Genomic DNA, 25,416 nt, shown 5'->3' with positions numbered 1-25,416 from the left:
TACTGATGCCAAAGGATCCCCATACGGACATGCAGGCTGGCCCAAAGCATGTCGCAATTATAATGGATGGCAATGGTCGGTGGGCGCAGGCGCGTGGCCGGCCTCGGCTTTTTGGTCACCACGCAGGTGCGCGGCGCGTACGTGAGGTGGTCGAGGCCTGTCCAGGGTTGGGCATCAAATACCTAACCGTTTTTGCGTTTTCGACGGAAAACTGGAAGCGGACTCAGGTCGAAGTCGCTGGCCTCATGAGCCTGTTTCGGCGCTATATTATCAAGGAAACCCGCACGCTTGCCGAGGACGGCATTCGCGTGCGCTTTATTGGCGATCGGCTGAGGCTCGACGCCAAGCTAATCGACTTGATGGATTCGCTAGAGCAGGAAACGAAGGACAACGATTTGGTCCATTTGACCGTTGCGCTGAACTATGGCGGTCGGGATGAGGTGGCGCGGGCCACAAAACGTCTTGCTCGAGATGTAGCCGAAGGGCGGCTGAAGCCCGAGGATATTGATGAAGAGACCCTCCCCAAATATCTGGATACACGCGTTCTTCCTGATCCCGATCTGGTCATTCGCACCAGCGGAGAGGCGCGGATTTCGAACTTTCTCCTTTGGCAGTCGGCCTATTCCGAATACGAATTTATTGACACGCTCTGGCCGGATTTCACTGCGGCCGAGTTGGAGCGTCTGTGCCGCAACTACGGCTCGCGCGAGCGGCGTTTCGGAGCGGTTCTGGCATGAGCGAAGGCCGATGGTCTGATCTGACCGCACGGATTCTGTCCGCAGTCGTTTTGGTCGCAATTGGCGCGGTTGAGGTCTGGCTGGGCGGGTTGTGGTTTGAAAGCTTCATCGCGGTTGCCTGCGGTTTGATGACCTGGGAACTGGTACGCATGATCGAACCGCAGCGCGGAGGCATGGCCGTGCAACTCGGTATTCTGACCGGGGTTGCGGTGATCCTCAGCTATCACGTGCCGCCGCTCTACAAGCTACCGTTTTTGGTGGCTCCGGCGCTGGTCGGGGCGGGGCAGGTCACCCGTTCGCGCGGCTTGTACTTTCTGTTTGCCTTGTGGATCGCGGGCGCTGGTCTGGGGTTCATTTCCATTCGTGAAAACATGGGCTTCGGTTGGATGGTCTGGCTGATCGCGGTCGTCGTGGCCACGGATGTTGCCGGATATTTCGTAGGCAAGGCCATTGGTGGCCCGAAATTCTGGCCCAAGGTCAGCCCCAAGAAGACATGGTCGGGCACGGCAGGTGGCTGGGTCGCGGCGGGCCTGATTAGCGTGGGTTTCGCAATGCACGGCGGGTTTGGAGTGCTGTTCGTTCTGGTCTCGGTTCTGGCGTCCATGGCCAGCCAGGCGGGCGATATCGTTGAAAGCGCGGTCAAACGGAAATTCGGCGTCAAGGACAGCTCGAACCTCATACCGGGGCATGGCGGGTTTCTCGACCGGTTTGACGGCATGATGGGTGCGGCGTTGTTTGTGCTGATCGCAGGGCTGGTTTACGCACCCGGAGCGATGTGATGCGCAAAGTCTCGATCCTTGGGGCGACCGGATCCATTGGTCAGAATGCGATTGACCTCATTGCGCGCGATATCGAAGCCTATGACGTGGTCGCGCTGACAGGCGGCGCGAATATCCAGCGACTGGCCGAGGACGCCCAACGGCTTGGCGCGCAACTCGCCGTCACCGCGTTTGAGGACCGATTGCAGGACCTACGCGAGGCTTTGCAGGGCAGCGGGATCGAGGTGGCAGCGGGTCAGAGCGCGATCGTCGAGGCCGCCTCGCGACCCGCGGATTGGGTGCTGTCCGCGATCGTTGGTGCCGCCGGTCTGGCCCCCGGAATTGAGGCGTTGAAGCACGGCTCAACGCTGGCGCTTGCCAATAAAGAGACTCTGGTCTGTGCCGGCGCGCTTGTGTTGCAGACGGCTCGTGAGAATGATACGCGCGTGCTGCCCGTCGACAGTGAGCATTCGGCGGTGTTTCAGGCATTGGTCGGTGAGGATATGGATGCGGTCGAACGCGTTATCATCACCGCAAGCGGCGGAGCGTTCCGGGATTGGCCGCTCGAGGATCTGGCCTCCGCGACCGTGACGCAGGCCTCAAGCCATCCGAACTGGGACATGGGGCAGCGGATCACGATTGATAGCGCATCCATGTTCAACAAGGCGCTTGAAGTCATTGAAACTCGGGAATTCTTTGGCGTCGACCCGGACCAGATCGAGGTCTTGGTACATCCCGAATCCATTGTCCATGCGATGGTCGGGTTTCGGGACGGGGCGCTGATGGCACATCTGGGTCCGCCTGATATGCGGCATGCAATTGGTTATGCTCTGCACTGGCCCGAACGGCGCGATCTGCCGGTTGAGAGACTGGATTTGGCGCAGCTCAGCCGGTTGCGCTTTTCCCATCCCGACCTGAACCGCTATCCCGCGCTGAAGCTGGCCCGAGATGTGATGGCGCGCGGAGGGCTGTCCGGGGCGGTCTTCAACGCCGCGAAAGAACGCGCGCTGGATCACTTCATCGCAGGCCAAATCGGTTTCACGACCATGGCGGAGGTCGTCTCACGCGTTCTGGACCGTTTTGATGCCGAGGATGGCCTTATTAACGCCCCTTTGACCCTTGATAACGTACAGCAAACGGACCATCTCGCACGGCAGTGGGCGGATGAAGCCGTGATCAAACGAGCAGGATAGAGTTTTGGACGTACTTTCGCTGATCCCTCAGTTCGGAAATTTGCTCTGGACGATTGTGGCCTTTGTGATTGCCCTGTCCGTGATCGTCGCGGTTCACGAATACGGGCACTACATCGTTGGTCGCTGGTCCGGCATTCATGCCGAGGTGTTCTCGATTGGGTTCGGCCCAGTTCTGTGGAGCCGCGTGGATAAACGCGGCACGTGCTGGCAGATCGCGCTGTTGCCCTTCGGCGGCTATGTGAAATTCCTTGGTGATGCCAATGCAGCCTCGGGCAAGGATGAAGACGCGATGGATGACATCGCGCAGCAGCAGCCGGAATATCTGCGCCATACTATGCACGGCGCACCCCTGTGGGCGCGAACCGCCACTGTGGCGGCGGGACCGGTGTTTAACTTTGTCATGTCCATTCTGGTCTTTGGCCTGATCTTCTGGTCTCAGGGCGTCACGCGTGAGCCGCTGACGGTTGGCGAATTGAAACCGCTGCCGGGAACAGAGCAGGGGCTGCGGGAGGGCGATGAGATTCTGGCGATTGCCGGGATTGAAGTCCCTGATTTCGATGAAGAAGGCGCGTGGAGCGACTTCACCGACGCGCTGCCGGTCGAGCCGGTGCTGGACTATACCGTCTTGCGCGACGGCCAAACGCTAGATGTCTCAGCCCCTTGGCTGTTCCCGCCGCTGATTCAGCAGGTCACGCCGCGCAGTGCGGCGTTTGATATTCAGTTGGAAGGGGGCGACGTCATCACCTCGGTCGATGGAGATCCGATCTTTGCCTTCGAGCAGTTAAAAGAACATGTCGAAGGCTCGGACGGTCGGGTGTTGTTGTTGAACGTCTGGCGTGACGGGGCGGAGCTTGAATTCGCGCTTGCTCCGCGTCGGACCGATGAACCGAAGCCAGATGGCGGGTTCGTCACCCATTGGCGGATCGGGATCGTCGGAGGCATGATGCTGCAACCCGCGACCGAGCCTGCGGGGCTTTGGGATTCGCTGGTTGGTGGTGTGGGACAGACCGGGCGCATCATCGAAGGTTCTTTGTCCGGCATGTGGCATATGATTACTGGCGCGATTAGCACCTGCAATATCTCGGGTCCGATCGGAATTGCCGAGACCTCGGGCGCTATGGCAAGCCAGGGTGCGCAGAACTTCATCTTCTTCATCGCGGTGCTGTCAACGGCTGTGGGTCTGCTGAACCTTTTCCCGATCCCGGCCTTGGACGGAGGGCACCTCGTGTTCTACGCCTATGAGGCGGTCTCGGGCAAACCGCCCAGCGACAAAGCCCTGCGGATTTTGATGACCCTCGGGATTGCGGTGGTTCTCAGCCTAATGGTTTTCTCGGTCAGTAACGATCTGTTCTGTTGATTGTGGCGCAAGCGGCGCAATCGCGCCGCATTGATGCCTCATTTCAGGTGTACAAAATATCCGCTGAAAGTGAGGCGGCCATGACCAAAGCTATTCAAAAATCCTATCAGAGTGTCAGCGTCCTGTTTGTTCTGAACTGGGATGTGCTTTTGTGCTTTGGTCTGACGGCGCTGGCGCTTGCCGGCGGCGCGTATCTCGCCGGTCTCTGATTCCCCAAAACTCTATAAGAATGCGTGTCAGGTGGCCTATCGTCGCCCCGATGGTTTTGGAGTTTTGACAAGCGCATTCAATCTCGTTACTCAGCATTAAGTCCTAAATTTTTGGGTAGAGAAAAAATGGCTGACGGGCGAGGCGCGGGTATATCCTGCGGAGGGCAGATGACAACAAACAAGATTTTGTGGCGCACACGATCATTTCTTTTTCTTACTGCGGCAATGGGTTTGCTGGTTTTGCCGCATGCAGCACAGGCGCAAAACTTTACCATCAACTCCTTCGAGGTTGAGGGCAACCGGCGGATTGAGACAGGTACAATCATCCAACGGACAGGAATCGAACCGGGGCAGACAGTCTCGGCCGGTCAGTTGAATGACGCGTATCAGCGTGTGCTTGACAGTGGTGTTTTTGAAACAGTCGAATTGACACCTCGTGGCACGACTCTGGTGATCGAGGTGCAGGAATACCCGACGATCAACCAGATCAGCATCGAAGGGAATCGTCGCGTCAAAGATGACCTTTTGCTGGATGTGATCTCGTCCGAGCCGCGCCGTGTTTTCACTCCGCAGGCGGCCGAGGCTGACGCCGACCTGATTGCCGAAGTCTATTCCGCCCAAGGCCGGGTGTCGGCAACCGTAATTCCGCGCGTGATCCGCCGAAACGACAACCGCGTCGATTTGGTGTTCGAAGTTGCAGAAGGCACCACGATTGAGGTTGAACGCGTCAGCTTCGTTGGCAACCGTGCCTTCTCGGACCGCCGTTTGCGTCGCGTGCTTGAGACCAAACAGGCGACCTTCCTGCGGACTTTTTTCCGCAACGATACGTTCATCGGGGACCGGATCGAATTCGACAAGCAGGTCATTCGAGATTTCTATCTGTCACGCGGTTATGTCGACTTCCGTGTGAACAGTGCCAATGTTGAATTCACCCGCGAGCGGGACGCCTTTTTTCTGGTTATGAACATCACCGAAGGGCAGAAGTTCTCGTTCGGCAAAATCACGACCGTAAGCGAGATCCCGGGTGTGGATCCGTCGATCTATCAGGATGCTCTGAAGATCAAGCCGGGCGTGACCTATTCGCCGACCCTTATCGAGAACTCGATTGCGCGTCAGGAACGGCTAGGTGTGAAGCAGGGCGTGGATTTCCTGCGAGTCGAGCCACGCGTCACGCGCAACCCGCGTGATCTGACGCTGGACGTGGAATTCGTCCTCAGCCGTGGTCCTCGGATTTTCGTGGAACGCATTGATATCGAGGGCAACACAACTACGCTGGACCGGGTAATCCGTCGTCAGTTCGACACCGTGGAAGGCGATCCGTTCAACCCACGTGAAATTCGTCAGGCGGCTGAGCGGATCAACGCCCTGGGCTTCTTTGCCAACGCCGAAGTCGAGCCGCGCGAAGGGTCCTCGCCCAGCCAGGTGATCCTGGATGTGGATGTCGAGGAACAGCCCACAGGCTCGCTGAGCCTTGGTGGTAGCTACTCGGTTTCGGATGGTTTCGGTGTCGCCATCGGACTGAATGAATCGAACTTCCTGGGCCGGGGCCAGAACCTTGGTCTGACCATCTCGACCGCTCAAGACTCCGAGCAGTACTCTCTGAGCTTCACCGAGCCGTATCTGTTGGGCCGCAAACTGCGCTTTGACTTGGGTCTGGGTATCGCGACGACGAACTCCAGCTTTGCCAGCTATGATACGGACCGGGTGTTCTTTAACCCACAGCTGACCTATTCGATCGGCGAGCTGTCGGCCCTGCGCGTGCGCTATGGTTGGGAACGCTCGGAAATGACCCAGCAGGACAACGAGACGAACGGTGCGGTCATCACATCGGAAATCGCGCAGGGTGAGCGGGTCAACAGCAGCTTTGGCCTGACCTATGTCTATGACAGCCGTATCGGCGGCCTGAACCCCAATGCGGGCGTCCTGTTCGAACTTGGCTTCGATGCGGCTGGTTTGGGCGGTGATAACGAGTTCTTCAAGACCACCGCCCGCACGATCGCGCAGACTCGTGTGTGGAATGAAGAGGTCGTTCTACGCGCAACTTTTGAGGCTGGCGCACTGCACTGGTCGGGGAATGACTTCAGCCGTACCATCGACCGTTTCGTTCTGGGTCCAAACACCTTCCGCGGGTTTGAACCGGCCGGTCTTGGCCCGCGTGATCTGTCCAACGGGCAGGACGATGCCATCGGCGGCAACTACTATTGGGTGGCGCGGTTCGAAAGCGACTTCCCATTGGGGCTACCGGAAGAACTGGGCCTGCGGGGCGGTTTGTTCTACGACGTTGGCAACCTTTACAACATCAATGACGTAAATACCGCAGGTGCAAATATTGTGGGTGCGGATGGCTCCATTCGTCACGTCATCGGTGTGTCGGTTCTGTGGGAAACTCCGTTCGGCCCGCTGCGCTTCAACTTCTCGAAAGCGTTGAAGAAGGAAGACTTCGACAAGGAACAGAATTTCGACCTGACCGTTCAGGCTCGGTTCTGATCCGGCATGCGGTTGCGAATATCTAGACGCGCGTGGGGCCCGGTTCGGGCCCTTTGCCTTTTGCTGGGCCTTGTACTTGCGTCGCAAACAGCGGCGCAGCAATTAGGCGTGCGTGATCCGCTGGTCCTGACCATCTCAAGCGACCGGTTGTTTGCGGATTCGGCGTTCGGCCAGCGCGTGCTGCGCGAAATCGAATCCGAGGGTGCTCAGCTCGCGGAAGAAAACGAACGGATCGTCGCGGAACTCAGCAGCGAAGAGAAAGACCTGACGCAGAAACGCGCCGAGCTGGCCCCTGAGGATTTCCGGCCTCTGGCACAGGCCTTCGACGAAAAGGTGCAATCGCATCGCGAAGGCCAGCGCGCCAAACTGGACGCTTTGGCCCGACGTAGCGAAGAAAGCCGCCAAACGTTTTATGCCTTGGCGCAGCCCGTGCTGATCGAACTTATGCGCGAGACGGGGGCCGCTGTGGTGCTGGAACGCGCAAATGTATTCCTCAGCGCCGACACATCCGACATCACGGATGATGCGATTGCCCGTATCAATGCCGCAATCGGCGATGGAACCGGCCTGCAGGACGGCACAGGCGAATAGGTTCGCTTGCCCTCGGGGGCCGGTATTGCTAACCACGCGGAAACTGACACATCCAAATAACGGGACGAGTGAATGATGACGACGGAAACCAAAAGCGCCGACATTCAGCTGATTCAGCGGATATTGCCGCATCGCTATCCGTTTCTGCTGGTCGATAAGGTGGTCGACATCGATGGCTATCAATCGGCCCGTGGCATCAAGAATGTCACCATGAACGAGCCTCATTTCCAGGGCCATTTCCCTGGAACGCCGATCATGCCCGGTGTGACCATTGTTGAGGCAATGGCACAGACTTCGGGCGTAATGCTGGGCGTAGGTATGGATGTCATTGATACGGAGCTGCTGATCTATTTCATGAGCATCGACAAATGCAAATTCCGCCGCAAAGTGGTGCCGGGTGACGTGCTGGAGATGCATGTCGAAACCCTGCGCGGCAAGAAGGGCGGCAAGCTGTTCAAGTTCAATGGTCGCGCCACCGTTGACGGTGAGGTCGCAGCCGAAGCCGAATTCTCGGCCTATGTCGATTGGGACATGGAAAAAACGACATGAGCGGAATTCACCCAAGCGCAATCATCGAAGACGGTGCGCAGATCGGTCAGGACTGTGTGATTGGTCCGTTCTGCTACGTGGGCGCTCAGGTCAAACTGGGCGATCGGGTCGAGCTGAAGACGCATGTGGTCGTCACAGGTGATACTACGGTTGGCGACGATACTGTGATCTTCAATTTCTCGGTGATCGGTGAGATTCCGCAGGATCTGAAATTCGGGGGCGAGAATACGCGGCTTGAGATCGGCCAACGCAACCGCATCCGCGAGCATGTGACGATCAACACCGGCACCGAAGGCGGTGGCGGGGTGACCCGGATCGGCGACGATTGCCTGTTCATGGCCGGAGTTCACGTGGCCCATGACGTTCAGATCGGCAACCGTGTGATCATGGTGAACCATGCGGGCGCGGCGGGACATTGTATCGTCGAAGATGACGTAATCGTTGGCGGTATCTCGGGTCTGCACCAGTGGGTGCGTGTCGGTCGTGGTGCCATCATCGGCGCGCTGACCATGGTGCCGAATGACGTCATTCCCTACGGTCTGGTGCAAGCGCCGCGTGGCGAGTTGGACGGGTTGAACCTTGTCGGTCTTAAACGGCGCGGTGTATCGCGTGAGGATATCTCGGCACTGCGGGCGGCGTTCAAGGAACTGTCCGGCGGCGAGGGGACCTTTCAGGAACGCGCCCATCGCGCAGGCAAGGACACCGACAGCGAATATGTTCAACGCATTGTCGAGTTCGTCACCGGTCAATCAGATCGCTCGTTCCTGACGCCGAGGAAATAACCAAATGCTGGCTTTGATCGCAGGGACGGGTGTTCTGCCAGACGCTGTCGTGGACGCTCTGCCAGACCGTCCGTTGGTCTGCGCGATGGAGGGGTTCGAACCTGAGAGCCTGACTGCGGACGTCGTTTTCCGTCTGGAGCAGCTCGGCAGCTTTCTCGCAAATCTCAAGGCGCGTGGCGTGACACAGATCTGCATGGCGGGTGCGGTGCAGCGACCCAAGGTCGATCCTGCGCGGATTGATGCTGCAACGATGCCTATGGTGCCGATCATTCAAAAGGCGATGATGTCGGGCGATGATGGCGCTTTGCGCGCTGTGATCGGTATCTTTGAAGATGCGGGCCTGGTCGTCAAAGCCGCGCATGAGATCGCACCTGATCTGCTGCCTCCGCTGGGATGCCTTACCGAGGCGCATCCGTCCGAGGCCGATCTGGCCGATGCCAACCGCGCCGCCGGGATCCTGCGCGCCATGGGGGCTGCGGATATCGGTCAGGCCTGTGCCGTCTCCAAAGGGCAGGCTCTGGCGGTTGAGAGCATTTTTGGCACTGCGTGGATGTTGCAATCGTTGACCCAGCGGCCTGATGCGGGCGGCGGGGTTCTGTTCAAAGGCCCAAAACCCGATCAGGATCGCCGTGTTGATCTGCCTGCTATCGGTCCGGAGACCATCACCGATGCGGTGGCTGCGGGTCTGACGGGCATCGTCATCGAAAAAGGCGGCGTGATGGTCCTGCGGCGGGATCATGTCATCGCTGAGTGCAACCGCCTTGGCCTGTTCCTCTATGTGCGCGAGCGGGCCGTCTGATGCGCGTTTTTCTGGTCGCCGGAGAACCTTCGGGCGACCGGCTGGGCGGCGCTTTGATGGAGGGTCTAAAGGCGCTGGTCCCTGACGTCGCGTTTGACGGGGTAGGCGGGCCGTTGATGCAGGCGCAGGGTCTGAACAGCCGCTTTCCCATGTCAGAGCTTAGCGTCATGGGGTTGGTCGAAGTTCTGCCCAAGTTCTTCCACCTCAAACGCCGGATATCTGAGACGGCACAGGCGGTATTGGACACCCAACCAGATGTTCTGATCACCATCGACAGTCCGGATTTCTCATTGCGTGTGGCCAAACTGGTCAAGGCGAGCAGCGACATTCGCACCGTCCACTATGTCGCCCCCAGCGTCTGGGCCTGGCGTCCAGGGCGGGCCGACAAGATGGCCAAGGTGATCGACCATGTTCTGGCGCTGCTTCCTTTCGAGCCGCCCTACATGGAACGCGCGGGGATGGAGTGCGATTTTGTCGGCCATCCGGTCGCCAGCGAACCGCAGGCGACGGAGGCGGATATCAAGGCCTTCCGTGATGCCTATGATCTGGGGGATGCGCCGTTGTTGCTGGCTCTGCCGGGGTCACGTCGGGGCGAGGTCGACCGGCTTGCTCCTGTTTTTGGTGAGGCGCTCTCGCTCTACCTTAAGAACCGCCCAGAAACGCGGGTTGTTGTGCCAACGGTGGCCCATATGGTCGACACCGTGACCGAGCATTTGCGCAGCTGGCCCAGATCGCCCGTGGTGGTTGACCCACGTGATCTGCCCTCGGATCAGGCGGTGGCGCAAAAGCGGGCGGCCTTTGCGGCGGCGGATCTGGCATTGGCCGCGTCAGGGACTGTGTCACTGGAACTGGCGGCGCAGGCTACGCCGATGGTGATTGCCTATAACCTCAACTGGCTGACAACTCTGATCGCAAAGCGGATGGTGCATCTGGACACGGTGACTCTGGTCAATCTGGTCTCGGATACGCGGACAGTGCCCGAGTGTCTGCTGGACGATTGCCAGCCCGACCAGATCGCCGAAGCCCTGGCACAGGTCGCCGCGAACCCGGAGGCCCAGCGGGAGGCCATGGCACTCACGATGGATCGTCTGGGCCGCGGTGGTGAGGCGCCGGGCCTACGCGCCGCCAAGGCCGTTTTGGCCGGGATGGCCAAAGCTGATGCTTGAGTATCTTCTCTTTTCTATCTCGGCCGGGGTTGTGATGGTGTCGACCAATCTCGACAATCTGGCCGTGTTGTTGGGGCTGATGCTGGTGATGGATCACCGCCGCTCGCTTATGGGGTTTGCCGTCGCGCATGGGCTTGTCCTGTGCCTGTCCTTGGCCGTCGCAACAGGCCTGAACCAGAGCGGATTGCCGGAATGGATCGGGTATCTTGGGATCGTTCCGCTAGCGCTTGGCCTGCGCGGTATCTGGCACCAGATTTCAGGCGTTGAGCAGACAGACGACACCCCAAAGGGCGCTGTGACCTCAGTCGTGACACTGTTTCTCAGCCTGTCGGTCGATACATTCGCCGTGATGACCCCCTTGCTGGCCGATTCTAGTCCCTCATACCGGCTGGCGGCTCTGATTGGCGCGGGTTGTGCCTCCGCAAGTTTGGCAGCCGTTGCCGCCTGGGGCGCGCCTCATGCGCAGAAACTGGGTCCACGCGTCACTCGGTTAGAGAAGATCGCACCCTATATCATGGTCTGCGTCGGTCTCTACATTCTGCTGAACTCGCCGACCGATATACTCTGATCTGTGTCGGTGTTGTGAACGAAGCGGCGTTGCAGTTGGACCTGCAGCTTGCGATACCCTGCGGCAGAAGGAGAGCCTTGATGACCCGTGTTCCCGCTTTGACCGACGATGACATGACACCGGCCGCGCGCGCGACGCATGCGGAATTGGGCGCATATGGGCCATTCGACAATTGGGCGCGGGTGGCGGCGCATTGCCCTCCGGTTCTGGAACATGTCAGCGGGATGCTCACCACTTTGCGCGCGCAGGCGACCCTTCCGCGCCGCGCGTTGGAGCTGGCGATGGTCACGGTTTCCAAACTGAATACCTGTGACTATTGCGTGTCGCATCACACGCCCTTGCTGACTGTGGCGGGTCTCAGCGCGGAAGGCGTAGCGCGGTTACCGGAGGTCGAAGATCACCCCGAGCTGGACGCCTGTGACAAGGCAGTGGTCCGCTATGCCGAAGCAGTGACCACCCGTTCAGGCCGGATGCGCGATGCTGAGGTCTCGGACCTGAAAGAGTGGTTTACCGACGCGCAGGTCGTTGAGCTGACATGGCGCATTGCCCTGTGCGGGGCGTTCAATCGGTTCAACGATGCGCTTCAGATCCAGATCGAACCCGAGGTCACGCCGGTCTCAGCCTAGTAACCGCGCCAAATCCAGCCGCCACCAAAAATGCGACTGCTGTTTGGGTCGTAGAACACGCAGGCCTGACCGGGCGAAATGCCTTCCTCGGGTGTCAGCAATTCGACCTCGGCCGTGGTTTCAGACAATGGTCGAATGATCGCCTCGCGCGGGGGACGGGTTGATCGCACTTTGACCGACACATGCCATTCGCCGCGTGACGTGAAGGGTTCATCGCCCAGCCAGTTGATCTCGCGCACGGGAACGGTTCGCGTGGCCAGCATCTCTTTCGGGCCGACAACGACCTGTTTTTTGTCGACATCGAGTTTGACCACATAGAGCGGCTCACTCAAGCCTCCGATGCCCAGACCGCGGCGCTGCCCGATCGTATAGTGAATCACGCCGTTGTGCTGTGCCAGAACACGGCCATCGGCATGGACAATCTCACCGGGTTCAGCCGCGCCGGGGCGTAGTTTTTCGATGACGCTGGCATAGTTGCCATTGGGCACGAAACAGATGTCCTGACTGTCGGGCTTGTCCGCAACCGCCAACCCGTATTGCGCCGCCATTTCGCGGGTTGCGTCCTTCGAGGGCAGGTGGCCCAGAGGGAAGCGCAGGAAATCCAGCTGCTCGGGCGTGGTCGAGAATAGGAAGTAGGACTGATCTCGGTTCGCATCCTCGGCGCTGTGCAGCTCTGGACCCTTGGGTCCCATCTTCCGCTGGATATAGTGGCCGGTCGCCATGCAATCGGCTTCTAAGTCTTTGGCCGTTTCCAGCAGGTCTTTGAACTTCACCCGCTCATTGCAGCGAATGCAGGGCACCGGGGTCGCGCCCGCCAGATAGCTATCGGCGAATTCGTCAATCACCGCGTCCTTGAAGATGTTCTCATAATCCAGAACGTAGTGCGGGAACCCACGCTCTTCGGCCACACGGCGCGCGTCATGGATGTCGATTCCGGCACAGCACGCGCCTTTTTTGGCCAGCGCAGCACCGTGGTCGTAAAGCTGCAACGTAACACCCACGACATCATAGCCCTGATCCGCCAGATAGGCGGCCACGACTGAGCTGTCGACGCCGCCCGACATGGCAACAACCACCCGCGTTTCCGAGGGCGGTTTGGCAAAGCCAAGCGAATTGAGTTGGGTCTCGGCGGCGAGGGCCATGGCGATTCCAGTCCGGGTTAAGAAAGACCGGCAGAATATAAGAAAATTCTAGACACTCTCAAGGGGCGGTTTCACGCAGCATTAAGTAGGCTGGTGTCAACTTTGTCGCAGCAGAAAAGGGTTGAGAGATGTATTTGCACAAAGTTGAAGGTCAGCGGTCTGTAACCCTGCCGGATGGCACGATTTTGTCGCAGGCCGATCTGCCGCCGCCAGATACGCGGCGTTGGGTGGCGTCGCGCAAGATCCTGGTCGTGCGTGGGGTGTTGTACGGCCTGATAACCTTCTCCGAGGCCAAGAAACGCTACGCCATCAGCGATGAGGAATTCAACATCTGGGTCTCTGCCGTGGCAGAGCATGGCGTTGATGCTCTGAAGGTCACCACGCTAAAAAAATATCGACAACCTAAAGGCGAAAGTGAATAAATGATTCAACGCTAACGCAAGATTAACCATTCTTGGTCAGGTGTATTTTTAATTGGAAGTTTTGACCCGAATTGGAGCAGTGAAATGAGAATACTTCTTGTCGAGGATGATCCTACCACGTCCAAAAGCATTGAATTGATGCTGACGCATGCCAATCTGAATGTGTATGCGACGGACCTTGGGGAAGAAGGGATCGACCTAGCGAAACTCTATGATTACGATCTCATTCTCTTGGACCTGAACCTGCCGGATATGAACGGCCATGAGGTTTTGCGCCAACTGCGTATCGCTCGGGTGGAAACGCCGATTTTGATCCTGTCCGGTGCCGATGACACCGAAAGCAAAATCAAGGGATTCGGGTTTGGGGCAGACGATTATCTGACCAAACCGTTCCACCGCGAAGAACTTGTGGCCCGTATTCACGCCATCATTCGCCGCTCAAAGGGCCATTCGCAATCAGTGATTCATACCGGTCGGGTGGCGGTCAATCTGGATGCGAAAACCGTCGAGGTTGATGGTCAGACGGTGCATCTGACCGGCAAGGAATACCAGATGCTCGAACTGTTGAGCCTGCGAAAAGGCACAACCCTCACGAAAGAGATGTTCCTCAACCACCTTTATGGCGGCATGGACGAACCCGAGTTGAAGATCATCGACGTGTTTATCTGCAAGCTGCGCAAGAAGCTCAGCAACGCGACGGGCGGTGACAACTACATCGAAACCGTGTGGGGGCGCGGCTATGTGTTGCGGGACCCGCAAAGCAACTCGCTTAATGAGACGCGGATGGCAGTCAACGCCTGACGTCCGAAGACACTTGCCACCCATGGTCCAGAGGGTGGCATTTCCACTCACGGCTCAGCACGTCTGGACCTAGCCATGACCTCGCCCTATCACTGAGGTCCAGAATAAAGTGACAGGGCGAGGCCATGAGCAATTCCATCTCGATAGCAGACCTGACAGAGGATGAGGCACGCGCCGAACTCGCGCGCCTTGCAGACCTGCTGTTGCGGGCCAACAGGCTGTATCACGGGGAGGACGCGCCCGAGATTTCGGATGCCGAATACGATGCGTTGAAACGGCGAAATGTCGAAATAGAGAAGAAATTTCCGCATCTAAAACGCTCTGATAGTCCAAGTGATCAAGTTGGCGCGCGGCCAGCGGACGGGTTCTCCAAAGTCACGCATGCACAGCGCATGATGTCTTTGGGCAATGCCTTTGACGATGAGGATGTCGCGGATTTTGACCGCTCGATTCGGAAGTATTTGGGCCTGTCTGCAGATGCGCCTTTGGCCTATACGGCTGAGCCCAAGATCGATGGGCTTTCATTGTCCCTGCGGTATGAGCAGGGAAAACTGGTCCAAGCCGCCACGCGGGGCGATGGAGAAGTGGGAGAGAATGTGACGGCGAATGCCCGAACGATCTCGGATATCCCACACACAATCGAAGGCGCCCCGGATATTCTGGAAGTGCGCGGTGAGGTCTACATGTCTCACGTGGATTTCGAAGCGCTTAATGAACGTCAGGCCGAGGCTGGCGGCAAACCCTTTGCCAACCCCAGAAATGCTGCGGCCGGTTCGTTGCGACAGTTGGATTCCGAAATCACCCGCGCGCGTCCGCTGAAGTTTTTTGCCTACGCGTGGGGAGAGCTGTCGGCCCCTCTGGCGGAGACGCAAGATGGGGCGATTGAGCGTCTGAAAAGCTTTGGGTTCTCGACCAATCCGCTGACACGGTTGTGCAAAACAACTCAGGACATGTTGGCGCACTACCGGTCGATCGAAGAACAGCGAGCGACGCTGGGTTATGATATTGACGGTGTGGTCTACAAAGTGGATGATCTTGGGCTGCAAGCCCGTCTGGGGTTTCGATCAACGACACCCAGATGGGCCATCGCGCATAAATTCCCTGCCGAGCTGGCTTGGACCCGGCTTGAAGCGATTGACATTCAGGTCGGTCGCACCGGCGCGCTCAGCCCTGTTGCGCGTTTGCATCCGGTCACAGTTGGCGGAGTTGTCGTGTCGAATGCAACGCTGCACAACGAAGACTATATCGCCGGGCGCGACGCCAAGGGTGGCACCATCCGGGACGGCAAGGATATCCGCGAGGGGGACTGGGTACAGGTCTACCGCGCCGGGGATGTGATCCCCAAAATCGCCGATGTCGACCTTTCGAAACGACCCGAAGATGCGGTTCCTTATGAGTTCCCGCGCACGTGTGGGAAGTGTGGAAGTGCGGCGGTGCGCGAAGAAGGTGACGCGGTGCGACGCTGTACGGGTGGCATGATCTGCCCGGCGCAAGCTGTTGAGAAATTGAAGCATTTCGTGTCTCGCAAGGCCTTCGATATAGAAGGCTTGGGCGCAAAACAGATCGAGATGTTCTATGAAGATCCCGTTCTGCCGATCAAAACGCCTGCTGATATCTTCGATTTGGAAGACCGGGACTCGAGCGCTCTGTCCCGTTTGAAAAATCGCGAAGGATGGGGGGACACCTCAGCCAGTAATCTGTTTGCGGCCATTGATGAGAAACGGACCATCCCCTTTGCCCGCTTGCTGTTCGGCCTTGGCATCCGGCATGTAGGTGAGGTCGTCGCGCGTGATCTTGCGCTGCATTATCGCGACTGGGAGACAATGTCCCAAGCGGTCGATACCGCGAGACCGGCGGCGCTTGCGTATCGCGCCGCGGATCAAGCGGAGGAGGCTGAACGGGTGGCCGCAGCCTCTCAAGGGCGTCGGGCGCGGATCAAGGAAAGCCGCACCGCCACCATCGCGGAATTGTCCGTGCCCGAGGAGGCCTCGGCCGCGTGGTCGGATTTGATTGCGGTTGACGGGATCGGCGCGACGGTTGGTTTGGCCCTGTCCGACGCCTTCGCCAACGTCGAAGAGCGACAGGCTTTTGATGCGCTCAAGGCGCATTTGACTGTCGTGCCTCCTGATGCGCCAGCCTCAGAAAGCCCGGTGGCGGGCAAGACCGTGGTTTTCACCGGCACGCTGGAAAAGATGACACGCGCCGAAGCCAAGGCGCGGGCCGAGGCGTTGGGGGCCAAAGTCTCAGGGTCGGTCAGTAAGAAGACCGATATTCTGGTTGCGGGGCCGGGCGCTGGTTCGAAGGCCAAAAAGGCGGCAGAGTTGGGGATCGAAACCCTGGATGAGGATGGCTGGTTGCAGCTGATCGACGGCGCATGAGCGGACGGCCAGAATCCTTGTTTCCCCTGTTTGCAGGGGTTGAAACCTTGGAGGGGGTCGGCCCGAAGACCGCTCAGGCGATGGCGCAGGCCGGGATGGAAAGCCCGCGAGACGTTCTGTTTGGCTTGCCCTATGCCGTGATTGATCGACGCAGGCGCGACACGATCCAAGGGGTTGATCTGCCGTCGACGTTGACGGTTGAGGTGACGGTCGGACCGCATCGCCCATCTCGGAACAGGGGCGGCGCGTATCGGGTCCATGTCGAGGACAGTCAGGCCGATTTCCAACTGGTGTTCTTTCACGCGCGTGGCGACTATCTGAAGAAAGTCCTGCCGGAGGGATCGCGCCGTGTGATCTCAGGCAAGTTGGAGCTGTTCGACGGCATGGCGCAGATGGTGCATCCCGATCATATGCTGCCGGTGGATCAGGCCTCGGACATTCCTGAGTTCGAGCCGGTCTATCATCTGACGCAGGGGATCACGCAGAAGACCATGTTCAAGGCCGTCCGCAGCGCTTTGACGCGCGCACCGGACCTGGCTGAATGGGCTGATCCGGCGCAGATCAGCAGTCAAAACTGGCCTTCATGGCACGCGGCAATTCAGGCCGCTCACAACCCTCAAGGCGCGGATGACGTGGCCTCATTCGCCCCGGCGCGAGAGCGTTTGGCTTATGATGAGCTGCTGGCGCATCAGTTGACGCTGGCTCTGGCGCGGCAACGGGAACGCAAAGCACGCGGGATCGTCAGCGTTGGCACGGGCGCGTTGCAATCGAAGGTTCTGGCGAGCCTACCTTATCGGCTAACTGGTGCACAGTCGCGCGCCGTTGCTGAAATTGCCGGCGATATGGCCTCGGAGTCGCGCATGAACCGGTTGCTTCAGGGTGACGTGGGCGCTGGCAAAACTCTGGTGGCGTTTATGGCTCTGCTGGTCGCGGTCGAGGCCGGAGGGCAGGGGGTCATGATGGCTCCGACTGAGATTCTGGCGCGCCAGCATCTCGAAGGGTTACGCCCTTTGGCGGAAGAGGCTGGCGTTGTGTTGGAAATCCTGACCGGACGCGACAAGGGGGCAGAGCGGCGGGCCAAGCTGGCTGCTTTGGAGGCTGGCGATATTCAGATTCTCGTAGGCACCCATGCGGTGTTCCAGAGTGATGTGGCGTTCAAGGCCTTGCGTCTGGCGATTGTCGACGAACAGCATCGTTTTGGCGTGCGCCAGCGGATGGAGCTGTCGGAAAAAGGGCAGGGTGCCGATGTTCTGGTCATGACGGCCACGCCGATCCCGCGCAGCCTTGCTCTGGCGCAATACGGCGATATGGACGTCTCGGTTCTGGACGAAAAGCCGCCGGGACGAAAACCGATCAAGACAGCGATTGTCAGCACAGGGCGGATGGAAGAAGTCGTCGCCCATCTGCGCCGCGCCATTGAGGAAGGGCGGCAGTGTTACTGGGTCTGTCCGCTGGTCGACGAATCCGAGGTCTCCGACCTGACAGCGGCGGAAGAGCGGTTCAAACGGCTGCGCGCTATCTTGGGAGAGGGCACCGTTGGTCTGGTCCACGGGCAAATGCCGCCTGCCGAAAAAGATGCTGCCATGACCGCGTTCCAGACAGGGGAAACCAAGGTCTTGGTGGCGACGACAGTGATCGAGGTGGGCGTGAACGTCCCCAATGCCTCGATCATGGTGATCGAACGGGCCGAGATTTTCGGTCTGGCTCAACTGCACCAGTTGCGCGGACGCGTTGGCCGAGGGGATGCGGATTCGACCTGTCTTCTGATGTATCAGGCACCTCTCAGTGAGGGCGGCCGCAAACGGTTGGAGGTCCTGCGTGAGACCGAGGATGGCTTTCGCATTTCTGAGACCGATCTACAGATGCGCGGTGCGGGAGATCTGATTGGAACCGCCCAGTCGGGCCTGCCCAAGTTTCGTATTGCGGATCTGGAACGGCAGGCAGGATTGATGGCCGTGGCCCAGACCGATGCGCGGGCCTTGCTGAATACCGATCCCAAACTGACCTCGGACCGAGGAAAGGCCGCGCGTGTTCTGCTTTGGCTGATGAAACAGGATCAGGCGATCCGTTTGATTTCAGTAGGTTAGTAACGAAGTATCCATAAAGTTCGCAAATGTTCTCAAAAAGTTCTTTACCGACTCGGAGAAATATGAGAACAAAAGGTCAACAAAGGATTAAATCCCTGACCCGGAGGTGACCCATGCTGAACCAGATCAAGACCGTATTTACGCGCTCGCACTCGACCATCCTGCAAGATGCAGCGGGTGTTGCGTCTCTGGTCGTTATGCTGATGGTGGCTCTTCACCTGCCGGTTGGTTTCTAACCCTTTTTTGCCTGCGATCTCGTGCCGAATAGCCCGCGCCTGTCATCCCCAGTGAAATCAAGGGTGACCTGCCTGTCCCAAACCCCTTGAGGGGCCATGCCTCGGCCCCGCGCGGTGTCCCGGACCCCACACGAGAAACGCATTGCCTGCCGCCGCCCTTCCCGCCCGGAAGGAGCGGCGGTTTTTTTATAGCTGACCGGTTTTGATGATTTCCAACATGGCCGACAGAACGGAATTCACCGCGACCGAGGCCAGGATCATCCCCATCACACGGCTGATGATTGCCGCGCCAGAATGACCGATTAGGCGTATGATCGGCTCGGCCAGAAGCATCAGAACAAAGGCGATGAGCACGACCGAAAGCATGACCAGTGCAGTAATCCCCTGGTCGGCGGCGCTGTAGCGGTGGTTGTCGGTCAGGATCACGATCGCTAGCATCGCACCGGGTGACGCCAGGGATGGTACAGCCAGAGGGAAGATCGCTGGGTTGTGCTTATGGACCTTATCTTCCTTGTCGTCTTCGGCGGCGCGTTGTTCGATCTCCTGTTTACTTTCGCCAAAGATCATTGTCAGCGCGAACAGGAACAGGATGATCCCTCCGGCAACCTGGAACGAGTTTAGCCCGATATCCAGCGCCTCGATCAGCAATTGTCCGAAAACGAGGAAGAACAGCAGCACACCGGCACTGATCAGCGCCGCGAGCAACGCCGTTTTACGCCGTGCAGCGGCTTCGAGGCCCGCAGTGACGGCGATGAAAACGGGGATTGTGCCGATCGGGTCAATGACAACCCACAACGTCACGAAGTGTTCGAGCAGGTTGTTCAAGCCCATTCCTCCACCGAAGTTTGGGTGAAATTAAACAGGTTCAGGCAAAACACCAAGCTTAGGCGCAGTTCGACTGTTCGGCTTGTTCCATCGCTTCGGCTGTTGCCTCAAGCGCCAGCATGATTGAGGCATGGCGGTTTTTGTATTCGCGGGCGGGGATCAGAACCTCAAGCCCGTCAAACGGGGCATCAGGGGCAGGGCCGTCCTTTTTCAGCATGGTCTTCAGCTGATCCCGGGCGGTTTCCACTTGCGCCCGCGTGGCACCAACCACCGCATCGCCAACTACCGAAGCAGCCGCTTGACCGAGGGCGCAGGCTTTGACGTCCTGCCCAAATTCGACAACGCGACCGTCTTTCATCGTCACGTCGACGGTTACGGTCGACCCGCAAAGGGGCGAGCGTTTCTTGACCGTCGCATCGGGTTGATCCAGCCGATCCAGATGCGGGATATCAGCCGCCAGCGCCAGAATGCGCCCGGAGTACAGCTTAATCAGGTCGTTCTCGCCGCTCATGGCTTTCCCTCGTTCCGTGTTCCCCATACATAGTGGTCAGCCCTCGGGATGCAAAAGGTTTTTGTCATGTCTGACACTGTCACGTTCGATCCATCCAATCTCAAATATAACGAAGCCGGGCTGATCCCCGCCATCGCGCAGGATCACGCCTCGGGTGAGGTCCTGATGATGGCTTGGATGAATCAGCAAGCGGTTGAGCGCACGTTGGAGACGCGGCGCGTCACCTATTGGTCGCGCTCGCGCCAGGCGTTCTGGATCAAGGGCGAGACGTCCGGGCATATTCAGGAGCTGGTCGATTTCCGCTTTGATTGTGACCGGGATTGCATCTTGGTCGTGATCCGTCAGACTGGCGCGGCGTGTCACACAAATCGCCGGTCGTGCTTCTACACGGCCGCGCGCGACGGTGAAGAAGTCGAGTTGATGAAACCGATGGAGTGAGTGGCGCAGATGTCGCTACCTTCGGTTTGAGTATTTTTGAAACGACAAAGCGGTGTCAAAGGCCGACCATGGCGCGGATGTCCTGAGGGGTTGCGCCTTCGACCCTGTATTTTGCGATGGCGCGAGCGTCGTCTCGTTTGGCGAGGCGTTTGCCGTTCGGGTCGCGGATCAAGCGGTGGTGCAGGTATTCGGGCGTGGGTAAGCCCAGCAGAGCCTGCAACAGGACGTGGATACGCGTTGCCTCAAATAGATCCTGACCGCGAATGACATGGGTCACACCCTGCGCCGCATCGTCGAGGACGACGGACAGGTGGTAGGAGGTGCCCATACCTCGGCGGGAAAGGACGACATCACCGATCGTTGTTTCCAGTTCGGCCTTGTCGAAGGAAATCCGTCCAGTTTCCCCATTTGGTCCAGTGCCTAGCTCGAGAAAACTGCCGCTCCCATGTGACAGAACGGATTGTGCCGCCATAGCCATATCAAGCCTGAGGGGCGTGTCTTTAGGTCGTTCTACGCTGTTTCGGCTCGCTTTGTGCCGACAGGTGCCGGGATAGATGATCCCATCCGGCCCGTGCAGAGGTGCCCCTTCCTGAGGGGCGCTGGCCGCTGCGGCGATATCCTTGCGATTGCAGGTGCAAGGGTACAAAAGACCTTTCAACCACAGGGTATCGAGGGCCTGTTCATAGATTTGGATGCGCTCAGATTGCCTCAGAACCGGTGTCGGCCAGCTGAGGCCCAGCCATTCGAGATCTACGTAGATCTGTTCTTCCCACTGTGGTCGTGCGCGGGATTGGTCGATATCCTCGATCCGCAGCAGGAATGTGCCTCCTTCAGAGGCAGCCATGTCACTGGCCAACATTGCCGAATAGGCGTGGCCTAGATGCAAGGGACCTGTTGGAGAAGGCGCAAAGCGGGTCTTAAAAGTCACGTCTTTTCGAGTACATACACGTCAGATTTCATGTCCATTCCAGGCAGATGTGGCCCGTATTCCTTAAACAGCAGGCGCGCGGCCCCCATGTCCAGCCAGTCGTTCAGGCGTGAGGTATAAGAGTAGTCCGCAAGTGCATGATCATTATAAGAGAATGCCAATAGACCATCCTTGGGCAGCGCGTGCATGAGGAGGTCTAGAGTTTCAGGCGGTGCTGCTCCGGCACCGATCACTCCGATAGCTGAAATGGTTGAGTAAGCGCCGTGTTCAATGGGTTCGGGATCAGAGATGTCAAAGCCGATCAGCGCACGATAAACGTTTTTGGCTTTGGCCTCCTCAAGCATATTGGGCGTGGGGTCCATTCCGTCGATCACTTCAAACCCGACAGAGCGCAGCGCAACACCGGACAACCCCGTTCCACAGCCGTAGTCGAGGATGGGTGTTTGTGCCTCAGGCCTCTTGGACCACAGCGCTTTGGCAACCCGGCCCGGCGTGGCATATCCCTGTTCCGCGACAGAATCCTCATAGGTTGCAGCCCATTTCTGGTAGTGCGCTTGGGTGTCCTGCGGAGATTTCGATCCGTATGTGTCCTTGAAAAACTTGTCGCTCATAACTGCATGATAAGCCGCTGGATCTTCTATCGTCCAGTCAGCTTTGCGCGAGCCACTCCGTCCATTCAGCCTTGGCGCGGTCGGTGTAGGCTTTGTAGCGGTCTTTGCGTCCCCGGCGGCCACCTTTCAGGCCATCCACAGGGCGGAACAGGCCGAAATTGACGTTCATGGGCTGAAACGTCTTGGCCTCGGCGCCGCCGGTAATGTGATGGATCAAGGCACCCATGGCACTGTCTTGCGGTACCTCGGGCAGGGCGCGGCCGAGAATTTCAGCTGCCGCCAGTCGACCTGCCAAAAGCCCCATAGCCGCGCTTTCGACATAGCCTTCGACACCGGTGATTTGACCGGCGAAACGAATGTTCGGCTTTGATTTCAACCGCATCTGGGCGTCCAGAAGCGTCGGAGAGTTGATGAACGTGTTGCGATGTATCCCGCCAAGGCGCGCGAAGCTGGCGTTCTCCAGACCGGGGATCATGCGGAATACCTCGGTCTGGGCACCGTATTTCATCTTGGTTTGGAAACCCACGATGTTGAACAGCGTACCAAGAGCGTTGTCGCGGCGCAGCTGCACAACGGCATGAGGTTTCACGTCAGGCTGATGGGGGTTGGTCAGGCCGACGGGCTTCATCGGCCCGTGGCGCAGGGTCTCACGACCCCGTTCAGACATCACCTCAATCGGCAAGCAGCCATCAAAGTAGCCTGCGGTTTCACCCTCGTGGAACTCGGTTTTATCGGCGGCCAGAAGGGCGTCGATGAAGGCCTCGTACTGATCGCGGTCCATGGGGCAGTTCAGATAGGCTGTCCGCTCTTCCTCAGTCTCGCCTTTATCATAGCGTGACTGCATCCAGGCTTTGCTCATGTCGATGCTCTCGGCATAGACAATCGGCGCGATGGCATCAAAAAACGCCAGCGCGTCCGAACCGGTTTCGGCTTGGATGGCTTCACCCAGCTTGGCCGAGGTTAAAGGTCCGGTGGCAAAGATCCACTGACCGTCTTCGGGCAGAGTGGTAACCTCTTCATCCGTCACCGTGATCCGCGGGTGCGCGCGCAGTTTGGCCGTAACCGCCTCAGCAAATGGGTCGCGGTCGACGGCCAGCGCCCCACCTGCGGGCAGACGGTGGACATCGGCAGTTGTCATGATCAAACCATTGGCAGCGCGCATCTCCCAATGCAGCAGACCCACGGCGTTTTGTTCATCGTCGTCCGAGCGGAACGAGTTGGAACAAACCATCTCGGCCAGATTGCTGGTCTGGTGCGCAAAGGTGCCCACGGTGGGGCGCATTTCGTGGATCACAACATCCACGCCCATTTCCGCCGCCTGCCATGCGGCCTCGGACCCGGCCATGCCGCCGCCCACGATATGCAATGCTTGTGTCATGCGCAGCCACATAGGGCAGAGCCCAAGCAGGCGCAACTGAGCAACAGCCAAATGGTCCAGATTTTAGGGTGGTCTTGGGGTCGCCGCTGCGGGAATGTCAACGCCAGTGAGAGAAACCAGCTTGGAGGGACCTTCCGCCCACGGCGACCCAAAAGTGTAGCTGAGGCCTTAGCCTCGTCCCAGCATTGCCACAGTGTTGCCCTTTTGAAAAGTGCAAAAATGATGACAGTAGTGAAAAATGTTCGGAATAATTGTCTTATTGAGACCAATTCGGGGGGCGTTTTTCGATAAACGCAGAAATGCCTTCTTCGGTATCGCGATGCAGCATATTCTGCACCATTACCTCTCCGGTATAGGCATAGGCTTGATCCAGCGGCATCTGAAGCTGTTGATAAAACGCCTCTTTCCCGATTTTGACGGCGACGCCCAGTTTGTCTGCGATTTGTTCGGCCAAGGCGAGGGCTTGGTCGTTGAGTTGCGTTTCAGGGACAACCCGATTGACCAACCCTAGTTCCTGTGCGCGTTCGGCTGAGATGAAACCTCCGGTGGTCAGCATCTCAAATGCCTGCTTTCTGGGGATGTTGCGGCTGAGCGCGACCATGGGGGTTGAGCAGAACAGGCCGATATTCACACCGTTCACTCCAAATCGTGTGCCTTCGGCGGCGACGGCCAGATCGCAGGTGGCGACCAATTGACAACCCGCAGCTGTCGCAATGCCGTGGACCTGCGCGATAACGGGTTGGGGCAGGGACTGTATCGACATCATTATCCGCGCGCACCGGTTAAAGAGGTCCTGGAAATAGGCCTTGCCGCCATCCTCAGACTGGCGACCGGCTGTCATCTGTTTCAGATCATGCCCAGCGCAGAAGGCCTTGCCCTCGCCCGACAGGACAACGGCCCGGATCGAGCGGTCCTCGCGCAGCGCGTCGAACTCGGCCTGCAGCGCGGCCAGCATCTCGTCGCTCAGCGCGTTCAGCCTTTCGGGTGCATTCATATGCAGCCGCGCGATGGCACCTGTGTCGTTACGTTCCAAAATTGCCATCTTGCTCTCCCGCTGGCTGTTGGGCCAACTCTAGGGTGAGAAGTCAAGGAGGGGAAGCATGGGATTGGCGTTAAGCAAAGACGAGCTGTCGCAGTACCTTAAAGAGGTATTCCCACAGGTTCATCGCGATTTCGTGGTTGAGGACCTGACCGAGGAGACGATCACCATGCGCCTCGTGGTCGAGGACCGTCATTTACGCCCGGGTGGTACGGTTTCAGGGCCGTCGATGTTCGGTCTGGCAGATGTTTGCGTCTATGCCATGGTGTTGGCGCGCAAGGGGCGTCAGTCCTTGGCGGTGACGACCAATAGCTCTTTGGACTTTTTGCGAAAACCTGAAGGGGGCAAAGATCTGATCGCGGAATGTCGCCTGCTGAAACTCGGGCGCACTCTGGCGGTTGGCGATGTGTTGATTTACTCGGTCGGTTCAGATCAGCCGGTTGCACGGGCCAGTATGACCTATTCTATCCCACCTGCTGGGTCTTCGGCTGCAAAATTCGGATAAAAAGGGCCGGGGCGAACCCCGGCCAGGGAAGAGGTCCCAAATGAATTTGGGACTGGGGATCGGTTAGAACTGCCAGAAATAGCGCTTGATTTCGCGGTCGGCCTGCAGTCGGGTCAGGCCCACGTCCTTGAGTAACCTGTCATCCAGCTTTCCCAGATTGACGCGACTGCGACGACGGCGTTCCCATTGAGTGACCGCCGCCGCAAACTGCACGGCCAGCACAGCGATCAGCGGCAGCCGGGGGCTGGCGTTAAGCAGTGTAAGGGCGGGAGTGTGCATTGTGCGTGTCATCT

27 protein-coding genes and 1 pseudogene are annotated in these 25,416 nt (G+C 58.6%); 20 read left to right on the top strand and 8 right to left on the bottom strand.

Going from position 1 to position 25,416, the window contains the following annotated elements; all coding sequences use genetic code 11:
- The first annotated feature begins 5 nt into the window (after window positions 1-5).
- From ACR0JF_RS01190 to ACR0JF_RS01130, 13 genes are all read left to right on the top strand, one after another.
- A complete protein-coding gene (locus ACR0JF_RS01190) occupies window positions 6-737 on the top strand; it encodes an isoprenyl transferase (RefSeq protein ID WP_170659596.1) in 732 nt (243 codons plus the stop codon).
- Window positions 734-1,516 (top strand): phosphatidate cytidylyltransferase, encoded by a 783-nt coding sequence (locus ACR0JF_RS01185; protein WP_170659595.1) that lies wholly within the window; start codon window positions 734-736, stop codon window positions 1,514-1,516. The genes ACR0JF_RS01190 and ACR0JF_RS01185 overlap by 4 nt, the downstream gene beginning before the upstream one ends.
- The gene (gene dxr / locus ACR0JF_RS01180) at window positions 1,516-2,688 is read left to right on the top strand and encodes a 1-deoxy-D-xylulose-5-phosphate reductoisomerase (protein WP_170659594.1); all 1,173 of its coding nucleotides are present in this window, start codon (window positions 1,516-1,518) and stop codon (window positions 2,686-2,688) included. The genes ACR0JF_RS01185 and dxr overlap by 1 nt, the downstream gene beginning before the upstream one ends.
- Window positions 2,689-2,692: 4 nt before the next feature.
- The gene (gene rseP, locus ACR0JF_RS01175; RefSeq protein ID WP_170659593.1) at window positions 2,693-4,045 is read left to right on the top strand and encodes an RIP metalloprotease RseP; all 1,353 of its coding nucleotides are present in this window, start codon (window positions 2,693-2,695) and stop codon (window positions 4,043-4,045) included.
- Window positions 4,042-4,254: a hypothetical protein gene (locus ACR0JF_RS01170; RefSeq protein ID WP_170659441.1), complete on the top strand. Its 213-nt coding sequence runs from the start codon at window positions 4,042-4,044 to the stop codon at window positions 4,252-4,254. Before rseP ends, ACR0JF_RS01170 begins: the two co-directional genes overlap by 4 nt.
- 168 nt (window positions 4,255-4,422) lie before the next feature.
- Entirely contained in the window at window positions 4,423-6,741 is a 2,319-nt protein-coding gene (bamA, locus tag ACR0JF_RS01165; RefSeq protein ID WP_480668852.1) for an outer membrane protein assembly factor BamA, read from the top strand.
- A 108-nt stretch (window positions 6,742-6,849) separates the two neighbouring features.
- Window positions 6,850-7,332: an OmpH/Skp family outer membrane protein gene (locus tag ACR0JF_RS01160; RefSeq protein ID WP_480523598.1), complete on the top strand. Its 483-nt coding sequence runs from the start codon at window positions 6,850-6,852 to the stop codon at window positions 7,330-7,332.
- 75 nt (window positions 7,333-7,407) lie between these two features.
- Window positions 7,408-7,881 (top strand): 3-hydroxyacyl-ACP dehydratase FabZ, encoded by a 474-nt coding sequence (gene fabZ / locus ACR0JF_RS01155; RefSeq protein ID WP_170373767.1) that lies wholly within the window; start codon window positions 7,408-7,410, stop codon window positions 7,879-7,881.
- Window positions 7,878-8,663, top strand: a complete 786-nt coding sequence (gene lpxA, locus ACR0JF_RS01150; protein WP_170659591.1) for an acyl-ACP--UDP-N-acetylglucosamine O-acyltransferase — start codon at window positions 7,878-7,880, stop codon at window positions 8,661-8,663. The genes fabZ and lpxA overlap by 4 nt, the downstream gene beginning before the upstream one ends.
- Before the next feature lie 4 nt (window positions 8,664-8,667).
- On the top strand, window positions 8,668-9,462 hold the full coding sequence (locus ACR0JF_RS01145; RefSeq protein ID WP_170659590.1) for a UDP-2,3-diacylglucosamine diphosphatase LpxI domain-containing protein: 795 nt from the start codon (window positions 8,668-8,670) through the stop codon (window positions 9,460-9,462).
- Window positions 9,462-10,628: a lipid-A-disaccharide synthase gene (lpxB, locus tag ACR0JF_RS01140; protein ID WP_170659589.1), complete on the top strand. Its 1,167-nt coding sequence runs from the start codon at window positions 9,462-9,464 to the stop codon at window positions 10,626-10,628. Before ACR0JF_RS01145 ends, lpxB begins: the two co-directional genes overlap by 1 nt.
- Window positions 10,621-11,196: a hypothetical protein gene (locus tag ACR0JF_RS01135; RefSeq protein WP_170659588.1), complete on the top strand. Its 576-nt coding sequence runs from the start codon at window positions 10,621-10,623 to the stop codon at window positions 11,194-11,196. Before lpxB ends, ACR0JF_RS01135 begins: the two co-directional genes overlap by 8 nt.
- An 80-nt stretch (window positions 11,197-11,276) precedes the next feature.
- Window positions 11,277-11,822 carry a carboxymuconolactone decarboxylase family protein gene (locus tag ACR0JF_RS01130; protein WP_170659587.1) on the top strand — a complete coding sequence of 182 codons (546 nt, stop codon included), beginning with the start codon at window positions 11,277-11,279 and terminating at the stop codon, window positions 11,820-11,822.
- Here ACR0JF_RS01130 and mnmA read toward each other — a convergent pair.
- On the bottom strand, window positions 11,819-12,964 hold the full coding sequence (mnmA, locus tag ACR0JF_RS01125) for a tRNA 2-thiouridine(34) synthase MnmA (RefSeq protein ID WP_170747534.1): 1,146 nt from the start codon (window positions 12,962-12,964) through the stop codon (window positions 11,819-11,821). The genes ACR0JF_RS01130 and mnmA overlap by 4 nt on opposite strands.
- A gap of 128 nt (window positions 12,965-13,092) precedes the next feature.
- Between mnmA and sciP the strand changes: the two genes are divergently transcribed.
- From sciP to ACR0JF_RS01100, 5 genes are all read left to right on the top strand, one after another.
- Window positions 13,093-13,386, top strand: coding sequence for a CtrA inhibitor SciP (sciP, locus tag ACR0JF_RS01120; protein ID WP_170659585.1), 294 nt, complete (start codon window positions 13,093-13,095; stop codon window positions 13,384-13,386).
- Window positions 13,387-13,470: 84 nt separating this feature from the next.
- Window positions 13,471-14,187 (top strand): response regulator transcription factor CtrA, encoded by a 717-nt coding sequence (ctrA, locus tag ACR0JF_RS01115; protein ID WP_170373759.1) that lies wholly within the window; start codon window positions 13,471-13,473, stop codon window positions 14,185-14,187.
- A gap of 125 nt (window positions 14,188-14,312) precedes the next feature.
- Window positions 14,313-16,565 carry an NAD-dependent DNA ligase LigA gene (ligA, locus tag ACR0JF_RS01110; RefSeq protein ID WP_170659584.1) on the top strand — a complete coding sequence of 751 codons (2,253 nt, stop codon included), beginning with the start codon at window positions 14,313-14,315 and terminating at the stop codon, window positions 16,563-16,565.
- Window positions 16,562-18,652, top strand: coding sequence for an ATP-dependent DNA helicase RecG (gene recG, locus ACR0JF_RS01105; protein ID WP_170659583.1), 2,091 nt, complete (start codon window positions 16,562-16,564; stop codon window positions 18,650-18,652). Before ligA ends, recG begins: the two co-directional genes overlap by 4 nt.
- 113 nt (window positions 18,653-18,765) lie before the next feature.
- Window positions 18,766-18,888: a hypothetical protein gene (locus ACR0JF_RS01100; RefSeq protein ID WP_480668851.1), complete on the top strand. Its 123-nt coding sequence runs from the start codon at window positions 18,766-18,768 to the stop codon at window positions 18,886-18,888.
- Between the two features lie 186 nt (window positions 18,889-19,074).
- On the opposite strand, the gene ACR0JF_RS01095 is transcribed toward ACR0JF_RS01100, so the two are convergent.
- Together ACR0JF_RS01095 and ACR0JF_RS01090 are read right to left on the bottom strand one after the other, a co-directional pair.
- The gene (locus ACR0JF_RS01095; protein ID WP_170659582.1) at window positions 19,075-19,713 is read right to left on the bottom strand and encodes a MarC family protein; all 639 of its coding nucleotides are present in this window, start codon (window positions 19,711-19,713) and stop codon (window positions 19,075-19,077) included.
- A 58-nt stretch (window positions 19,714-19,771) separates the two neighbouring features.
- Window positions 19,772-20,224 carry an iron-sulfur cluster assembly scaffold protein gene (locus ACR0JF_RS01090; RefSeq protein ID WP_170466876.1) on the bottom strand — a complete coding sequence of 151 codons (453 nt, stop codon included), beginning with the start codon at window positions 20,222-20,224 and terminating at the stop codon, window positions 19,772-19,774.
- Window positions 20,225-20,272: 48 nt separating this feature from the next.
- Here ACR0JF_RS01090 and hisI point away from each other — a divergent pair, with 48 nt between their 5' ends.
- Entirely contained in the window at window positions 20,273-20,662 is a 390-nt protein-coding gene (hisI, locus tag ACR0JF_RS01085; RefSeq protein ID WP_170659581.1) for a phosphoribosyl-AMP cyclohydrolase, read from the top strand.
- A 55-nt stretch (window positions 20,663-20,717) separates the two neighbouring features.
- Here hisI and gluQRS read toward each other — a convergent pair whose 3' ends face one another.
- The 4 genes and pseudogenes from gluQRS to ACR0JF_RS01065 form a co-directional block, all read right to left on the bottom strand.
- On the bottom strand, window positions 20,718-21,590 hold the full coding sequence (gene gluQRS / locus ACR0JF_RS01080; RefSeq protein WP_170659580.1) for a tRNA glutamyl-Q(34) synthetase GluQRS: 873 nt from the start codon (window positions 21,588-21,590) through the stop codon (window positions 20,718-20,720).
- Window positions 21,587-22,201, bottom strand: coding sequence for a class I SAM-dependent methyltransferase (locus ACR0JF_RS01075; RefSeq protein ID WP_170659579.1), 615 nt, complete (start codon window positions 22,199-22,201; stop codon window positions 21,587-21,589). Before ACR0JF_RS01075 ends, gluQRS begins: the two co-directional genes overlap by 4 nt.
- A gap of 37 nt (window positions 22,202-22,238) precedes the next feature.
- Window positions 22,239-23,579, bottom strand: a complete 1,341-nt coding sequence (gene trmFO, locus ACR0JF_RS01070) for a methylenetetrahydrofolate--tRNA-(uracil(54)-C(5))-methyltransferase (FADH(2)-oxidizing) TrmFO (protein ID WP_170659578.1) — start codon at window positions 23,577-23,579, stop codon at window positions 22,239-22,241.
- A gap of 256 nt (window positions 23,580-23,835) precedes the next feature.
- Window positions 23,836-24,630: pseudogene (locus tag ACR0JF_RS01065) on the bottom strand (enoyl-CoA hydratase); the annotation flags it as partial.
- A gap of 49 nt (window positions 24,631-24,679) precedes the next feature.
- Between ACR0JF_RS01065 and ACR0JF_RS01060 the strand changes: the two are divergent.
- Window positions 24,680-25,123: a PaaI family thioesterase gene (locus ACR0JF_RS01060; protein ID WP_170458244.1), complete on the top strand. Its 444-nt coding sequence runs from the start codon at window positions 24,680-24,682 to the stop codon at window positions 25,121-25,123.
- Window positions 25,124-25,186: 63 nt separating this feature from the next.
- Here ACR0JF_RS01060 and ACR0JF_RS01055 read toward each other — a convergent pair whose 3' ends face one another.
- A complete protein-coding gene (locus ACR0JF_RS01055) occupies window positions 25,187-25,414 on the bottom strand; it encodes a DUF1127 domain-containing protein (protein ID WP_170659576.1) in 228 nt (75 codons plus the stop codon).
- Between the last annotated feature and the right edge of the window lie 2 nt (window positions 25,415-25,416).

The organism is Ruegeria sp. BG11 (genome assembly GCF_056538565.1).
Note: the sequence above shows the minus strand (reverse complement) of the source record. Positions and strands in the feature narration are given on the sequence as shown.

Excerpts from the sequence above, each read along its gene's own strand:
- fabZ (WP_170373767.1), top strand. The coding sequence starts at position 7,408 with ATGACGACGGAAACCAAAAGCGCCGACATTCAGCTGATTCAGCGGATA.
- ACR0JF_RS01055 (WP_170659576.1), bottom strand. The coding sequence starts at position 25,414 with ATGACACGCACAATGCACACTCCCGCCCTTACACTGCTTAACGCCAGC.
- lpxA (WP_170659591.1), top strand. The coding sequence starts at position 7,878 with ATGAGCGGAATTCACCCAAGCGCAATCATCGAAGACGGTGCGCAGATC.
- sciP (WP_170659585.1), top strand. The coding sequence starts at position 13,093 with ATGTATTTGCACAAAGTTGAAGGTCAGCGGTCTGTAACCCTGCCGGAT.
- ACR0JF_RS01145 (WP_170659590.1), top strand. The coding sequence starts at position 8,668 with ATGCTGGCTTTGATCGCAGGGACGGGTGTTCTGCCAGACGCTGTCGTG.
- ACR0JF_RS01075 (WP_170659579.1), bottom strand. The coding sequence starts at position 22,201 with ATGAGCGACAAGTTTTTCAAGGACACATACGGATCGAAATCTCCGCAG.
- trmFO (WP_170659578.1), bottom strand. The coding sequence starts at position 23,579 with ATGACACAAGCATTGCATATCGTGGGCGGCGGCATGGCCGGGTCCGAG.
- ACR0JF_RS01060 (WP_170458244.1), top strand. The coding sequence starts at position 24,680 with ATGGGATTGGCGTTAAGCAAAGACGAGCTGTCGCAGTACCTTAAAGAG.
- dxr (WP_170659594.1), top strand. The coding sequence starts at position 1,516 with ATGCGCAAAGTCTCGATCCTTGGGGCGACCGGATCCATTGGTCAGAAT.
- recG (WP_170659583.1), top strand. The coding sequence starts at position 16,562 with ATGAGCGGACGGCCAGAATCCTTGTTTCCCCTGTTTGCAGGGGTTGAA.
- ACR0JF_RS01190 (WP_170659596.1), top strand. The coding sequence starts at position 6 with ATGCCAAAGGATCCCCATACGGACATGCAGGCTGGCCCAAAGCATGTC.
- mnmA (WP_170747534.1), bottom strand. The coding sequence starts at position 12,964 with ATGGCCCTCGCCGCCGAGACCCAACTCAATTCGCTTGGCTTTGCCAAA.
- ligA (WP_170659584.1), top strand. The coding sequence starts at position 14,313 with ATGAGCAATTCCATCTCGATAGCAGACCTGACAGAGGATGAGGCACGC.
- ACR0JF_RS01135 (WP_170659588.1), top strand. The coding sequence starts at position 10,621 with ATGCTTGAGTATCTTCTCTTTTCTATCTCGGCCGGGGTTGTGATGGTG.
- ACR0JF_RS01100 (WP_480668851.1), top strand. The coding sequence starts at position 18,766 with ATGCTGAACCAGATCAAGACCGTATTTACGCGCTCGCACTCGACCATC.
- lpxB (WP_170659589.1), top strand. The coding sequence starts at position 9,462 with ATGCGCGTTTTTCTGGTCGCCGGAGAACCTTCGGGCGACCGGCTGGGC.
- ctrA (WP_170373759.1), top strand. The coding sequence starts at position 13,471 with ATGAGAATACTTCTTGTCGAGGATGATCCTACCACGTCCAAAAGCATT.
- bamA (WP_480668852.1), top strand. The coding sequence starts at position 4,423 with ATGACAACAAACAAGATTTTGTGGCGCACACGATCATTTCTTTTTCTT.
- hisI (WP_170659581.1), top strand. The coding sequence starts at position 20,273 with ATGCAAAAGGTTTTTGTCATGTCTGACACTGTCACGTTCGATCCATCC.
- ACR0JF_RS01185 (WP_170659595.1), top strand. The coding sequence starts at position 734 with ATGAGCGAAGGCCGATGGTCTGATCTGACCGCACGGATTCTGTCCGCA.
- ACR0JF_RS01090 (WP_170466876.1), bottom strand. The coding sequence starts at position 20,224 with ATGAGCGGCGAGAACGACCTGATTAAGCTGTACTCCGGGCGCATTCTG.
- ACR0JF_RS01130 (WP_170659587.1), top strand. The coding sequence starts at position 11,277 with ATGACCCGTGTTCCCGCTTTGACCGACGATGACATGACACCGGCCGCG.